This is a genomic window from Rhodococcus sp. ZPP, assembly GCF_017656075.1.
GTDB classification, from domain to species: Bacteria; Actinomycetota; Actinomycetes; order Mycobacteriales; family Mycobacteriaceae; genus Rhodococcus_F; species Rhodococcus_F oxybenzonivorans.
In genome coordinates, this window is the sequence record NZ_CP058638.1 from 1909633 (window position 1) to 1924246 (window position 14614).

12 protein-coding genes are annotated in these 14614 nt (G+C 67.7%); 2 read left to right on the top strand and 10 right to left on the bottom strand.

The window, feature by feature from the left end:
- Window positions 1-21: 21 nt before the first annotated feature.
- The 9 genes from HYG77_RS09040 to HYG77_RS09080 all read right to left on the bottom strand — a co-directional run bounded on the left by HYG77_RS09040 (window position 22) and on the right by HYG77_RS09080 (window position 10580).
- Complete coding sequence (locus tag HYG77_RS09040) at window positions 22-1185, bottom strand: histidine kinase (protein ID WP_208962458.1); 1164 nt, start codon at window positions 1183-1185, stop codon at window positions 22-24.
- The gene (locus HYG77_RS09045) at window positions 1182-1547 is read right to left on the bottom strand and encodes an MmcQ/YjbR family DNA-binding protein (RefSeq protein ID WP_208962459.1); all 366 of its coding nucleotides are present in this window, start codon (window positions 1545-1547) and stop codon (window positions 1182-1184) included. The genes HYG77_RS09040 and HYG77_RS09045 overlap by 4 nt, the downstream gene beginning before the upstream one ends.
- Entirely contained in the window at window positions 1544-2782 is a 1239-nt protein-coding gene (locus tag HYG77_RS09050) for a lipase family protein (protein WP_208962460.1), read from the bottom strand. The genes HYG77_RS09045 and HYG77_RS09050 overlap by 4 nt, the downstream gene beginning before the upstream one ends.
- Window positions 2779-4407: a Na+/H+ antiporter gene (locus HYG77_RS09055; RefSeq protein ID WP_208962461.1), complete on the bottom strand. Its 1629-nt coding sequence runs from the start codon at window positions 4405-4407 to the stop codon at window positions 2779-2781. Before HYG77_RS09055 ends, HYG77_RS09050 begins: the two co-directional genes overlap by 4 nt.
- A 106-nt stretch (window positions 4408-4513) precedes the next feature.
- On the bottom strand, window positions 4514-4705 hold the full coding sequence (locus HYG77_RS09060; RefSeq protein WP_109327503.1) for an antitoxin: 192 nt from the start codon (window positions 4703-4705) through the stop codon (window positions 4514-4516).
- Between the two features lie 127 nt (window positions 4706-4832).
- A complete protein-coding gene (locus HYG77_RS09065) occupies window positions 4833-7283 on the bottom strand; it encodes an HAD-IC family P-type ATPase (protein WP_208962462.1) in 2451 nt (816 codons plus the stop codon).
- Window positions 7284-7319: 36 nt separating this feature from the next.
- Window positions 7320-8651 carry an MFS transporter gene (locus HYG77_RS09070; protein WP_208962463.1) on the bottom strand — a complete coding sequence of 444 codons (1332 nt, stop codon included), beginning with the start codon at window positions 8649-8651 and terminating at the stop codon, window positions 7320-7322.
- Window positions 8652-8688: 37 nt separating this feature from the next.
- The gene (locus HYG77_RS09075; protein ID WP_208962464.1) at window positions 8689-9804 is read right to left on the bottom strand and encodes an MBL fold metallo-hydrolase; all 1116 of its coding nucleotides are present in this window, start codon (window positions 9802-9804) and stop codon (window positions 8689-8691) included.
- A 44-nt stretch (window positions 9805-9848) separates the two neighbouring features.
- Window positions 9849-10580 carry an enoyl-CoA hydratase gene (locus tag HYG77_RS09080; RefSeq protein WP_204164881.1) on the bottom strand — a complete coding sequence of 244 codons (732 nt, stop codon included), beginning with the start codon at window positions 10578-10580 and terminating at the stop codon, window positions 9849-9851.
- 143 nt (window positions 10581-10723) lie between these two features.
- On the opposite strand from HYG77_RS09080, the gene HYG77_RS09085 reads away from it, so the two are divergent.
- Window positions 10724-11815 carry an NAD(P)-binding domain-containing protein gene (locus HYG77_RS09085; RefSeq protein ID WP_208962465.1) on the top strand — a complete coding sequence of 364 codons (1092 nt, stop codon included), beginning with the start codon at window positions 10724-10726 and terminating at the stop codon, window positions 11813-11815.
- Here the strand turns inward: HYG77_RS09085 and HYG77_RS09090 are convergent.
- A complete protein-coding gene (locus HYG77_RS09090) occupies window positions 11787-12929 on the bottom strand; it encodes a lipase family protein (protein WP_244373567.1) in 1143 nt (380 codons plus the stop codon). The two genes, HYG77_RS09085 and HYG77_RS09090, sit on opposite strands and share 29 nt — an antisense overlap.
- Window positions 12930-13019: 90 nt before the next feature.
- On the opposite strand from HYG77_RS09090, the gene HYG77_RS09095 reads away from it, so the two are divergent.
- On the top strand, window positions 13020-14516 hold the full coding sequence (locus tag HYG77_RS09095) for a phospholipase D-like domain-containing protein (protein ID WP_208962466.1): 1497 nt from the start codon (window positions 13020-13022) through the stop codon (window positions 14514-14516).
- Window positions 14517-14614 lie beyond the last annotated feature (98 nt).

Below are 14614 nucleotides of genomic sequence, written 5' to 3' on the forward strand. Positions count from 1 at the left end.
TTTCGCACGGACCCCGCCGGGTCACGGGCGGATCCCCTGCCGAAACTTGGGAACGCGCATGCTCACCTTGGTGCCCGCCCCGGGCGCGGTCTCCACGACCAGCCCGTAGTCGTTGCCGAAGGCGGCGCGCAGCCGGTCGTCGACGTTGGCGAGCCCGACGTGCGCCGCCTCCTTCATGCCGGACGACTCGGCGACCGCGTCGAGCGACCCCGACCGCAGCAGTTCCGGGTCCATCCCGATTCCGTCGTCCTCCACGCTGATCACGCAGTCCGTACCCTCGTCGGCTGCGACAATGGTGACGGTGCCGCCCTCGGGTTTGCCGGAGATGCCGTGCCGCACCGCGTTCTCCACCAGCGGTTGCAGCGCGAGAAACGGCAGCACCACATTGAGCACCTCGGGGGCCACTTGCAGGGTGACGGCCAGGGTGTCACCGAATCGGGCGCGTTCGAGGGTGAGGTAACGGTCGATGTTGCGGAGTTCGTCCGCCAGCAGGGTGTACTCCCCCGCCGACCGGAACGAATACCGGGTGAAATCGGCGAACTCGAGGATCAGTTCCCTGGCCCGGTCGGGATCGGTGCGCACGAACGACGCCACCGTGTTCAACGCGTTGTAGATGAAGTGCGGGCTGATCTGTGCGCGCAGCGCCCGCACCTCGGCGCGGTCGAGTCGCGCGCGAGACGCATCCAGATCGGCCAGTTCGATTTGACTGCACGCATACCGGGCCACCTCCGTGACGGCGCCCAGCATGCCGGGCCCCGGGTCCTCCGTGGTGACCACCCCGAGCACTCCCACCACGCCGGTGGCCTCGATGAGCAGGGGCTGGGCGATCAGCGCCCGCACCCCGTGGTCACCGGCGCTGCGAAGCAGTCCGCCGTAGGCGACGAGCACCCGGCGCTCACCGTCGACCGCCCGGCTCGCCGCATCGTGGAGTTGTTCCGCCAACGCCTCGTGGGGGCCGTTCCAGGCGAGGAGGTGTCCGGCGGCATCGAAGATCGCGAGGGCCTGGGCGCCCGTAAGCAGGCGCAGATGCGGCGCCGCCTCCTGCGCCGAAGTCTCGTCGAGTCCCCGCCGCAACGATCCGGCCGCCAGCGACGCCGTGTGCAGGGTGGTGTGGACCGCTCGTTCGGTGGGTGTGGTCAGCTCCTGCCTCGCCCGCAACCACTGCAGCAGCCCGCGACGGCTCATTCTCCGGCGTCCAGTCGAGCGATCAGCGTTTTCGGGGCCACGGTGCGGTAGGCCTCCTCCACGATGTCGGCGAGGTCGCGCCAATCCTGCGGCACGTCGAGGTACACGCCTACCCACCCGCGCCCGCCGACGTACGGCGGCACGAAGAAGCGTTCCTCGTCGCGCCGAACCCAGTCCTGCTGCGCGCCTGCGGGAGCGGCGGCCCAGAAGGACAAGCGGTCGTCGTGGTGATGGTCTGCCAGAGTCGCGAATTGGGGTGACCGACGGACGAACCACGAGGGTTCTCCGTGACTGACGCGTTCGGTCGCCTCGGGCAACGCCAGGCACAACGCCCGCAGTCGGTCGATCACCGATTCGCTCACCGTGCGCCGCCGTCACAGGTGTTCGGCGCCTGCTCACCGGCGAAGCGGTCGGCAATCCATTGCACGGCACCGGGCACGGCCCGTCCGTCGGCGTGACCCTCCCCGGGTCGGGATTCGAACTCGATGACGTCGCCCTGCGCACACGCCTTGTCTACGGCTTCCGAAGTCCACTGCGGCAGAATGAGATTGTCTCGCTCACCGACCACGACGAGCATCGGGCCTTCGGCACGCTCCCGTGGCAGCGCGATCTCCTCGAGCCAGCCATTCATCCGTTCGGCGGCGGCCTCCGTACGCGGTCCGGTGTCCTCCGGAGTGAGCTGGGTTGCCACAGTCCACTTCTCGGAGAGTCTCGCCGTGACGCACGACAGTGTGATCTCCTGATTGTCGGCGAGCGCGCCGCGCATGTAGTCCGCCGGATCGAGGTCCGGATGGAGCACCGAAAGTCCCTCGAGCAGATACGGCAGGATCATCTTCTGAGGCAACGACAACGGGGCTGCGGTTCCCTCCGCCATGATGCCCGACAGATCAGCTGCGGGCGACAGGTTGGCCGAACCCACGAATTCGAGCCCGTCCCCGTAGTCGTCCGCGTGTTCGGCCGCCGCCCACGACGCCTGACCGCCCTGGGAAACCCCGAGGGCCGCCCAGCGCGTCGATGCCTCGGGCACCACATTGCGGGCCGCGCGGACGGCGTCGATGAGGTTGTATGCCGCGGTGACGGGTTCGAGGTAGGGGTGCGGGCCGTCGGTACCGAGGCCCTGGTAATCACTGACGGTCACCACATACCCCCTCTGCAGGAGCGGCACGACGAGTCCGGTGGTGCCCGACAGCGTCGGTGAGGCCGACGGCGCGCAGTCGTCGGTGACTCCGGTGGTGCCGTGCCCCACCGTGACCACCGGCCAACCGCCCTCGGGAGCGGGTCCTGCCGGTGTGAACACGGTGCCCACCACTTCGGTACCGGCCCCGTCGACCCCCGACGTCGACCGATAGACGACGCGGGTTGCCGTAGCGCCGAGATTCGTGATCGCCGGGTCGATGTCGGCCACGGGGGTCTGCGCGGTGAGCGCGCCGCGGTCGTCCCCGGTGGGGGCCGGCGGCGACGCGGGGGTGGAGGTCGCTGCGGGGGCGGAGGGCAGCGGGACGGTCGCCCCGTCTGCGCCACACGCTGCGAGCACCACGACCGCGGTGAGGGCGAAGATCACGGGCCATCCCGCACGCCGCCTCGACAGACCTGTCATCGCGCACCCCATTCTCGACGCCGTCGGACCCGCTCTTCTGCTGCAGCCTCTTCCACGTCGAGGCTTTCCAATACGGTACGCATCACCTCGTCGTCGAGACTGCCCGCATCACGGGCATCGATCAACGCCTGCCGCTGCGCACGCAGCGCTGCCCGGCGGATGTCGTCGAACACCACGCCGGCCCGAACCTTTTCGCCGGGCTCTTCCGCTTCTTCGGCCTGCAGGCGTGCCCGCATCGACCGGCGTACCCGCGACAGAATGTCGGTCACCCCTGCCGAGTCGATTCCCGAGGGCGGATGCTCGGCGCAGTCGTCGAGAAACCGTTCGCCCGCCTCGCGTGAAATGGTGCGCGCGTGCTTCACCTGTTCCTCTTCCCGTTGACGTTCGAGGGGATCTGCCAGATCTAGCATTCGAATCAGCAACGGCATGGTGGCGCCCTGGATGAGCAGTGTTCCCACCGCGACGACGAAGGCGATGGCCTGGATGACTTCCCGGCCCGGGAAAGGCGCTCCGCTCGCAACCGTCATCGGAATCCCCGCCGCTGCCGCGATGGTGACGACTCCGCGCATGCCGGCCCACGACACGACTAGGCTTTCGCGCCAGCCGAGTTCCACCGTGTCGCCCGGTGTACGCACCACCAGGCCGATGTGGCGGCGAAACCGGTGCAGCAGTATCCACGCCGGCCGCACCGCCATCACCACGACGAGGACCGCGAACCCGTAGAAGAAGATGTGGTGCACCGGCAATCCGTTGTCGCGGACGTCGACGATGACGAACTTGAGTTGCAACCCCATGTAGGCGAACACGAACATCTCGAGCACGAGATCGACGCTCTCCCAGAGGGACCGCTCCTGGATACGGGTGGAGACCGAGGCGTCGGTTGCCTTGTGGCCCATCAGGAATCCGGCCGTGACCACCGCAAGAACGCCGGAGGCGTGCAACTGCCCGGCGGCGAGGTACGCCGCGAAGGGAAGCATCAGCCCCAGGACCGTTTCCAGTGGCGAGTCGTACATGCGGCGTCGCACCCACTCGACGATCTTGGCGAGAACCAGCCCGACGAGCACTCCACCGATCACCTCGTAGGCGAAGAACAACACCGGGTGAACCGGTACATCCGTTCCGACCACGGCCGAGACGGCCACGGCGAACAGTGTCAGAGCGGTGGCATCGTTCACCAGGCCCTCACCGGTGAGAATGGCGATCACCCGATTCGGCAGCCCCAGCCGGCGGCCGACGGCGACAGCGCTGACCGCGTCCGTCGGCGCCACCACCGCCCCGAGTACCAGTGCGGCGCCCAACGTCAGCTCGGGCGACAACCACGAGGCGAAGAACGCGACGGCGAATGCCGTGGCCAGCACGGTGAAGATGCCGAGCCGCAGAATCGGCCCGAGGTGGCGACGGAAGGTGGCCACCGAGAATTTGAGGGCCGCCGAGTACAACAGCGGCGGCAGCACTACTCCGAGGATGGCCTCGGGGTCGAGTTCGAGGCGCGGAAGGCCGGGAATGAAGGAGGCGATCGCGCCGATCGTGACCAGAACGAGGGGCGGCTGCAGATCGCGGCGCTTGGCGAGACTCGTCACCGCGATGGCCGCGATGATGACGAGAAGTACGAGGACGCCGTTCACAGTTCGATTGTGCCGTGCCCGCCCCGAGATCGCGGCTCATCACCGCGGACGCGTCCGGGCCCCGGTTCGAGAACCGGGGCCCGGACAGTTCTGGCGGGAAGGGCGGTCACTCCTTCGGAGGAACTGCCTTCTTCGCCGCGTCGGCAGCCTTGTCGATCTTGTCGCTGTACTTGCGACCGGTCTTGCTGTTCGCGATGTCGGCAGCCTTGTCGATGGCGCCGTGAACCTTGTCCGCGTTCTGCGAGGCCGCAGCCTTCCCCTTGCCCAGCAGGCCCTTCAGTGTGTCGGCAAAACTCATCGTTCTTCCTCCTCTGTGCTTGCGCACATAGCGTCTGCGCGAGATCGAACACTCGCAGCGCACCCAGTCTCACAGCATCGAGCCGGGGACGCCAACGGTCCCGTTATCAGGGCGCGAGCCACCGCCCTCAGCGGCGGCCCGGCAGATCCGCCGGTGGCGCGAAGAGTCGTCGATGCTCTCCGTGGAGGCGGCCCGTCACCCACCACGCCAACTCCACGAGAACCACCCCGACGAGACCGCAGGTGAGCGCCGACGTGGTGGCAGCCACGTTGGTCGGGTCGAGCTCGAAGAACGTCCGCGTGAACGGGAGGGCGAACAGGACGAGGTACGCCGCGACGGACCCGAAGATCAGGACCAGCTTCCACCACACGTACGGGCGTGCGACCACGGCGAGCACCCACAGCGCGATCATGATGAGTGTGATCAGTGCCGACGTACCCGCCTGCACTTTCTGTGTCTGGGTCTGCTCGGGCCCGGCGTAGACCAGGAGGTACGAAATGAACGTGGTGACACCGATGATGACGCCCGACGGCACCGCCAGCCGCATCACCCGTGGGACGAAGCCGGAGCGCGCACGTTCGTTGTTGGGAGCCAGCGAGAGGATGAATGCGGGGATACCGATGGTGAACCAAGCCGCGATGGTCACATGCCTCGGCAGGAAGGGGTATGGGACCGGTTCGAAATCGAAAATCTGCGACAGCGCACCCGTCAAGCCGATCAGGAACGCCAGCAACACCGAGTAGACGGTCTTGGTGAGGAAGAGGTTGGAGACGCGTTCGATGTTGCCGATCACCCGGCGACCCTCACCGACCACGTACGGCAAGGTGGCGAACTTGTTGTCCAGCAACACGATCTGCGCCACCGCCCGCGTCGCGGGGCTTCCCGATCCCATCGACACGCCGATGTCGGCGTCCTTGAGCGCGAGAACATCGTTGACACCGTCACCCGTCATCGCCACCGTGTGGCCGCGAGATTGCAACGCTGCCACCATTTCCCGCTTCTGATCCGGCCGCACCCGGCCGAACGTGGTGGATTCCTCGAGAGCATCGGCGAGGGTCTCGGATTCCGACGGCAGGGTGCGGGCGTCCACGGGCCGGTTCCCACCCGGAAGGCCGAGCGATCCGGCCACCGCACCGACCGACACGGCGTTGTCCCCGGAAATCACCTTCACAGTGACGTTCTGACCCGCGAAGTACTCGAGGGTGCCGCGCGCATCGGGTCGCACCCGCTGCTCGAGGATCACGAGGGCGCGAGGCGTGACAACTCCCGGTGCCGCCGGATGGTCGACCGGAACGTCTCCGCTGCCGAGTAGCAGCACCCGGAGTCCCGACGCACCCGCACGCTCCGCCTCCCGTGCCATGGCACTGCCCGGGTCCAGGAGAACGTCCGGTGCGCCGAGCACCCAGTTCCCGTGGGAACCGTACGACTGTCCGCTCCATTTCTTCGCCGAGGAGAACGGCGCCTCCGCCGTGGCGTCGCCCCAGCCGGGAACGTCCGGAAACGCCTCCTTGATCGCCTGGACACTGGCGTTGGGGCGTGGATCGTCGGCGGCCAGGGCGGCGAGTGCGGCCCCGGCCGGCCCGGCATCTTCGGCCAGGGCGCAACGCAATTCGGACAGGCGCATCCCGTTCTCGGTGAGCGTGCCCGTCTTGTCGGCGCACACCACGTCGACCCGGGCGAGCCCTTCGATGGCGGGCAACTCCTGCACCAGACACTGACGCCGGCCGAGCCGGACCACGCCGACGGCGAACGCGATCGACGTCATCAGCACGAGCCCCTCGGGCACCATCGGCACCAGCGCGGCCACCATGCCGTTCAACGCCGGTCGCAACGACTGTCCGCTCGAGAACAGTTGGTTGTAGATGATGAGCAGCCCCGCCGGAATCATCAGGTACGTGATGAACTTCAGAATCGTGTCGATGCCGCTGCGTAACTCCGAATGTACGAGTGTGAACTTGCTGGCCTCCTCCGCCAGTTTCGCGGCATAGGCGTCACTGCCGACCTTCGTCGCCCGGTAGCAGCCGCTGCCGGCGGCAACGAAACTCCCCGACAGAACCGGATCACCCACCGCCTTGTGCACCGGGTCGGCCTCGCCGGTGAGCAGCGATTCGTCGATGTCGAGCGCGCTCGCCTCCACCACGACACCGTCGACGACGATCTGGTCGCCCGATCCCAGCTCGATGAGGTCGTCGAGCACCACTTCCCGAGGCGCCATCGCGACGGCCGATCCGTTGCGGCGCACCACCGGTTTGGTCTGGCTGACGATGGCAAGTTCGTCCAGAGTCCGCTTGGCGCGGATCTCCTGAATGATGCCGATGCCACTGTTCGCGATGATGAGCAGCCCGAACATCCCGTCGATGATCGAACCCGTCGCCAGAACTATGGCGAACAGTATGCCGAGGATCGCGTTGATCCGGGTGAAGACGTTGGCGCGCACGATGTCGCGGATCGACCGGCTGGCGCGGTCCGGCACGTCGTTGGTTTTGCCTGCGGCCACCCGCTCGGCGACCTGGTCGGCGGTCAAGCCGTGCGCAGCGAGGACGGCAACGCCGTCCGTACCGGTCTCGTCGTACGCCATGGTCCACAGGCTACGCAACGGGGCGACGACAGGCGGTCATCCCGCCTCGAGAACCATCCCGGCCCGCTCCGGCAGCGTGAACGCCGCACCGGCGGCCACGAGGAATGCTGCCGCGAACACGGCGAACACCAGTGCGTTTCCCCCGCCGATCAGCAGCCAGGGAACCATCAACGGCGCAAGGATCGACGCTATCCGGCCGAAGGCCGCCGCCGCACCCGTCCCTGCCGCTCGCACCGACGTTGGATACAGCTCCGGACCGATCGCATACAGCGCACCCCACGCGCCGAGGTTGAAGAACGACAACATCATTCCGGCGGCCACGATGGTGGCGGGCGTATCCGCGAGCCCGAACAGCCCTGCTGCCACCGCAGAGCCGAGGAGGAACGTCGCGAGTGTGCTGCGGCGGCCCCACACCTCGATCAGCCAGGCGGCGACCGCATAGCCGGGCAGTTGGGCGAGCGTGATGAACAGCGTGTACTGAAACGACTTCACAAGGTCGAATCCCTGGTTGACGAGCAGGCTCGGCAGCCAGATGAAGGCGCCGTAGTAGGAGAGGTTGATACAGAACCACACCGTCCACAGCGCGGCCGTCCGGGACTGCAGCCGCGGCGACCAGATCGACTCTGCCGGTGGCTGCGGGGTGGCGCTGTCGGGACAGGCGGCGTTGTCGGCGTTGCCACCATCGACCGCGGCCGTCATGCCCGCCGATTCCTCGAACGAGCGGACCGCGGCTTCCGCTTCCTCGTATCGGCCCCGTCGTTCGAGGAACCGCACCGACTCGGGCAGTCCGATCCGGACCACCACCGCGTACAGGGTGGGGACGAGTCCCACGGCCAGGGCCCATCGCCATCCGTTGTCACCGAGTGGGATGACGAAGTATCCGATGAGCGCGGCCAGAATCCAGCCGAGTGCCCAGAACGCCTCGAGCGCCACCACGACGCGCCCCCGTACCTTGCGCGGCGCGTACTCGCTGACCAGCGTCGACGCCACCGGAAGTTCCGCGCCCAGACCGAGGCCGACGACGAATCGCAGAACAAGCAGCAGAGCTACCGAACCGACGAGCGCGGTAGCGCCGGTCGCGAGGCCGTAGACGAGCAGCGTGACCGCGAATACCTGGCGTCGTCCGATCCGGTCGGCGAGTAGCCCGCCGAGGGCAGCACCCACCGCCATGCCGACGAAGCCGATCGACCCGATCCACGACAGCTCCGTCGAACTCAGTTTCCACTGCACGGCCAGCGCCGCCATCACGAAGGAGATGAGCCCCACGTCCATCGCGTCGAGCGCCCACCCCACGCCGGAGCCGAGCAGCAATTTTCCGTGCTTCCGCGTGAAGGGAAGCTCGTCCAGCCGCTGGGTTCGTGTGTTCATGGACCGGAAATTAGCACCCGGCACTGCGTTCCACAGATCAGCCGAGGGCGGTCCACCACGGCGTCTGCGCCGTCGGCTTCGTCACGTCGACGCGCTGGCCCGGCATCGGCACGGCCACCGTCGTGCCGCTGTCTTCCGCGGCCTCGACGAGCCGGACGATCGGTTCGGACCATGCATGGAAGGCGAGATTGAAGGTTGCCCAGTGCACGGGAACCAGGAGTCCGCGGGTGGCGTCCCCCTGTTGGAGGTCGGTGTGTGTCTGCACCGCCTCTTCCGGGTTCATGTGAATATCGGCCCACCGGGGGTCGTAGGCACCGACCGGCAGCAGAGTGAGATCGAACGGCCCGTAGCGGCGGCCGAGATCCGCGAACCTCGGGGTGTATCCGCTGTCACCACCGAAGAACACGGTGCGTTCGGGGCCGGCGAGAACCCACGACGCCCACTGCGTGGTGTTGCGGACGAACCCGCGACCGGAGAAGTGCCGCGCCTCCGTGCAGGTCAGCGTGAGCGCACCGACGGTGGTCGACTCGTCCCAGTCGAGTTCCACGATCCGCTCCTCCGGCACCCGCCACCGCCGCAGGTGCGCGCCGAGCCCGACCGGGACGACGAACGGCGCCTTCTGGCTGGAGACGAGTTGCCGCACCGTCGCCATGTCGAGGTGGTCGTAGTGATCGTGGGAGATGACGATGGCGTCGACGGCAGGCAGGTCCGAGAGTGGCACGGGTGTGGGATGCATGCGGGACGGACCGAGAAACGTCGACGGAGACACCCGGCGACTCCACACCGGATCGGCCAGGACCCGGTACCCCTCGACCTCGACGAGCACACTCGAATGGCCGTACCAGGTGACCGCGACGTCGGCTGCCTCGACCGGTGCGAGGGGCGTGGCCAGGGGAATCGGCCTGCGCGGTCGTCCCGCGGTACCCCGGGTGACGAGCGCCTTCAGGATTCCGGTTTCCGATCCCGGCAACATCGTGCTGCCGGGGTCGGAGTTGTGGAACTGCTGGTTGCGGTATCTCGGCGACGCCGCGGCGTAGGGACGCACCTGCGCGCGGGACGCACCGATTTGCGCGGGCAGTCCCCACGCAGCCCTCGTCAGCCACCCGAGTGTGGCAGTTGCCAGGACTGTGGTCACAGCGCGTTTCGCGTTCATCCCGACAACTGTAACCACGAGTGCGCCGTACGTGGCGCGGCCGGCTAGCGGCCCCGGAACACCGGGGGCCGCTTCTCCGCGCGTGCCACCCGCGCTTCGTGGGCGTCGTAACTCTTCCACGCGGCATGGAGTGCGGCGAGCTGCTCGGGCGGCGGCGGGCTCTGGGTTCCGTCGTCGTTGAGAACCATCTTCAGGTGCTGCAACGACAGCGGGGCGAGCCGGGCGATGGAGTGCGCCCAGCGCTGTGCGACTGCGAGGTCGCCACGCTTGTTGGCGAGACCGTGGGCGAGGGCCTCGTCGGCACCGACCTCCTCGGCTCCGAGAAGGATGGTGCGGGCCGGTCCGCCGCCGATCAGCGACGCCAGCCGGTGCACGGTCCACCTGTCGACGGAGATACCGAGCTTGGCAGCGGGGATGGCGAAACGCGCCTCGGGGGCGACCACCCGCAGGTCCGCGGCGAGGGCCAGTTGGCTTCCTGCGCCGATGGCGGGACCGTTGATCGCGGCGATCACCGGGACGGGAACCGAGTCGATGGTGTGCAGCATCTCGAGCAGGGTGTCGGTGAACCCGTCCGCGTACACGTCGCCCGACAGATCGGCTCCCGCGCAGAAGGCGGTGCCCTGTCCGGTGAGCACGATCACTCGTCCGCCGTCGGTGACGGACGTCTCCATCTCCTCGCGCAGGCGCTCGCAGAGTTCGGTGTTCAGGGCGTTCCGGCGGTCGGGGCGCTGTAATTCGAGGGTGATGACGTCGCCGTCACGACTCGTCCCGATCATGTCCACTCGCTTTCTCCGTGTTTCCTGTCCGTTGCGTTGCTGACGTGCCCACCCGACTGGACCGCTGCCAGCCAACCACACGCCGGAACGGCCGGAACACGGGAGCCGGTCGGATAGTTGTCTAGGGGGAGGTAAGGACGAACATGAGTCGGAATGTGAACGTGGTGGTGATCGGGGCCGGTCAGGCGGGGTTGTCCGCCGCCTACTTCCTGCGCAGGTTGGGGGTGGAGCCGGAGACGGAGTTCGTGGTTCTCGACCATGCGGCCGGGCCCGGGGGCGCCTGGCAGTTCCGCTGGCCGTCACTGACCCTGAGCACTGTCAACGGGGTGCACGATCTTCCCGGCCTGTCCTTCGCCGATGCGGTCGGCGTCGACGTCGATGACGTGGCGGCGGCCCAGGTGCAGGCGTCGACCGCCGTCCCTCAGTATTTCGCGACGTACGAGAAACAGTTCGAACTTCCCGTGCACCGGCCCGTCCACACGCGCGTGGTGTGTGCCCGCGAGCAGCGGCTGCGGATCGAGACCGACGCGGGCACCTTCACCGCTCGCGGACTGATCAATGCCACCGGCACCTGGGAGCGCCCGTTCATCCCCCGATATCCGGGCGCGGAGTTGTTCACCGGACAGCAGCTGCACACCAAGGATTATTCGTCGGCGGATCAGTTCGCGGGACGCCACGTGCTGGTGGTCGGCGGTGGTATCTCGGCGGTGCAACTGCTCGACGAGATCTCCCGGGTCACCACCACCACGTGGGTTACCCGGCGTCCGCCCGAGTTCCGGGACGAGCCTTTCACCCCCGAGATCGGTCGGGCCGCGGTCGCTCTCGTCGAGGATCGGGTCCGGCGCGGGCTCCCGCCGGGTTCGGTGGTGTCGGTGACCGGCCTCCCTGTCACTCCCGCTATTCGCGCCGCCCGCGAGCGCGGGGTGCTGGACCGGTTGCCCATGTTCAGCGAGATCACGGCGACCGGTGTCCGTTGGGCTGACGGGCGTGAGCAGAACGTCGATGTGATTCTGTGGTGCACTGGCTTTCGCAGTTCGCTCGACCACCTGGCGCCGCTGCGACTCCGCGGCCCGGGTGGCGGCATCGAGATGACCGGGCGGCTGGCCACCCAGGTAGCTGCCGATCCGCGGATCCATCTGGTCGGTTACGGGCCGTCGTCGTCGACCATCGGCGCCAACCGTGCGGGGCAAGCCGCCGCACGCGAACTCACCCGGTACCTCGCGTCGACTGCCTGAACAGTGCCGCCACGAACACGGCCTGCTCCGGCGCGGACTGGTACATGCTGCCGAAGTGGCCGCCCGAGTACATGCGGTAGTCGAGCGGGGTTCCCGCTCGGCGCATGTCGGCGGCAAGTTTGTCCGTCAGGGGGAACGGCACCGACGGGTCCGTGACACCTTGAACGATCAGTAGCGGGCGGTCGTAGCCGGTGACGGGTACTTCCAGATACTCGCGCAGCGCCGACTGCAGGTCTGGCGCGTCCAGTCCGCGCGACAGCATCTGCGCCACCGAGACGTTGCGCGTCAGCCTCGCGAACTCGCGGAACGGCAACTCCGGCGCCGCATCGACCAATCGCCTGCCCACCTCGGTGAGGTAACTGTCGAGGTCGAGTTCCGGATACGCGTCGCGGAACCCGGCGATCAGATAGGACATGTACACCGTCAGGCCTGCGAGCCCCTGCGGCGGAAACCAGGGACCACTCCACGGCGCCACCAGCTCGATGTTCGAGGGCACACCGCCCGCGACGGCGCCGCGGTAGTCGAGCTCCGGCGCGTAGGCGGTGGCATTGTGGGCGGCGAACACGGAAGCCTGCCCACCCTGTGACAGTCCGACCGTGACCCAGGACGAGCCCAGGGTGTCGTCGACCTCCCTCGAAGCCCGGACCGAATCGACGACACTGCGTCCGGCGACCTTGCCGTCGAGGTAGGGCGGCACCCCCGGAGTGCCCAGCCCCACGTAGTCCGTCGCCGCGACGGCGTAGCCCCTCTGCAGCCAGCTGCTGACATAGTCTCGCGACTCCGTGTCGACGCCGGTCACCGACGGAGCGTCGTAATCGGAGTTCCCCACCGTGCCGTGCGCCCAGGCGATCACCGGCCAGCCCCCGTCGGGCGGTGGGCCCGCCGGCACGAACAGCATTCCGGTACAGGGCGTGACGCCGTGCCGGTCGGTGGTGCGGTAGGTCATCCGGTACGCAGCGCCAGCACCCGGAAGTCGGAGCTCCGCCGGGAGTTCGGAGGATGCGATCACCGTTCCGGGACGGTCGTCGGAGCGCACCGGTACCGCACCGACAGTGGGTGCCCAGAGCACGCTGACCAGTGCGAGTAACGCCACGATGCGCCACGAACGCCGCACCTCTCCACGGTAGTCCGCGCAGGGATGGCAGTAGTGTGAATCGTCCGCCTTCGGGGTAGGGCGGTCCCACCGGACGGGGAGAGCGGAAACATGAGCGACGAGAGCCCGATACTCGCACCGGGCGACACGTGCTGGCAGGTCACGCACGCCGATCGGCTGGCGTGCATCGTCGACGCCGCCGACTACTTCCGCCACGCCAAATCTGCAATGCTCCAGGCCCGGCACCGCATCATCCTGATCGGCTGGGACTTCGACACACGGATCAAGTTCGAGCCGGACGAGAAGACGCTCGAGGGCCCGAATCGGCTGGGACGATTCCTCGTCTGGCTGACCCGGAAGCGTCCCGATCTGGAGATTTATCTGCTGAAGTGGAACATCGGGGCCTTCGCGGCGATCGGGCGCGGTATGACCCCGGTGTTCATGGTGAACTGGGTGACGGATCGCCGGTTGCATTTCGAGATCGACGGAGCTCACCCGGTCGGGTCCGCTCATCACCAGAAGATTGTCGTGATCGACGACACGCTCGCGTTCTGCGGCGGTATCGACATGACCGTCGACCGCTGGGACACCTCCGATCACCGGGACGACAACCACTACCGCACGCAGCCGAACGGCAACCGCTACGGACCGTGGCACGACGCGACCACCGCAGTGGACGGTGACGCCGCCAAAGCTGTCAGCGAACAGGCCCGCGCCCGATGGAAGACCGCCACCGGTAAGGAACTTCCGGCGCTCGACGACACCGCACACACGACACCCTGGCCGGACGGGCTGGAGCCGACGATGCATTCCGTCGACGTCGGCATCGCCCGTACTCTGCCCGAACTCGCCGATCGGGGGGAGGTTCGCGAAATCGAGGCTCTCTACCTGGCGGCGATCGCGGGCGCGGCACGGTCGCTGTACATCGAAAGTCAGTACCTGGCGTCCCGCACCATCGCGGAGGCGATCGCCACGCGACTGCGTGAACCGGACGGCCCGGAGATCATCCTGGTGCTGCCCCGCAACGCCGACGGGTGGCTCGAGCGCCTGGCCATGGACGGGGCCCGCCGACGACTGCTGCACCTGTTGTGGGACGCCGACGCCGGCGGCAAGCTCGGGGTGTACTACCCGGTCACCGCAGGCGGAAACCCCATTTACGTGCACGCCAAAATTCTGGTGATGGACGACCGCCTTCTGCGGGTCGGCTCGTCGAACCTCAACAACCGGTCGATGGGTTTCGACTCGGAGTGCGACCTGGCGGTCGAGGTGAGGGCAGACACAGCGAACGGCGACCGAGTCCGCGACACCATCGTCGGAATACGGCGTCAGCTGTTGTGCGAGCACCTCGACGTCGCGTCGGACACCTTCGACGACCTTCTCACCGAGAAGGGTTCGTTGTTGGCCACCGTCGAGGCGCTGCGCGGCGACGGCCGGACGCTGATGCCGTTCGAACCGGACACCGTCGAGGGTGAGGACAGCCCGCTGGCCGAGAGCGAATTGATGGACCCGGAACGGACACCGCCGAGCATCTGGGAGAGGACCAACTGGACCCGGTTCCGGCGCAGACTGGTCCGACGCAGGAAAGCGGCCGGATCGCTACAGTCGTGAGCTACAGGCTGCGCCCCGCAACCGAGTGACGCGTCTCCTGATGTCGTTGCTGAGTACCGGGATCGAGCTCCCGGTTTCCGAACATATGATGAACGGAC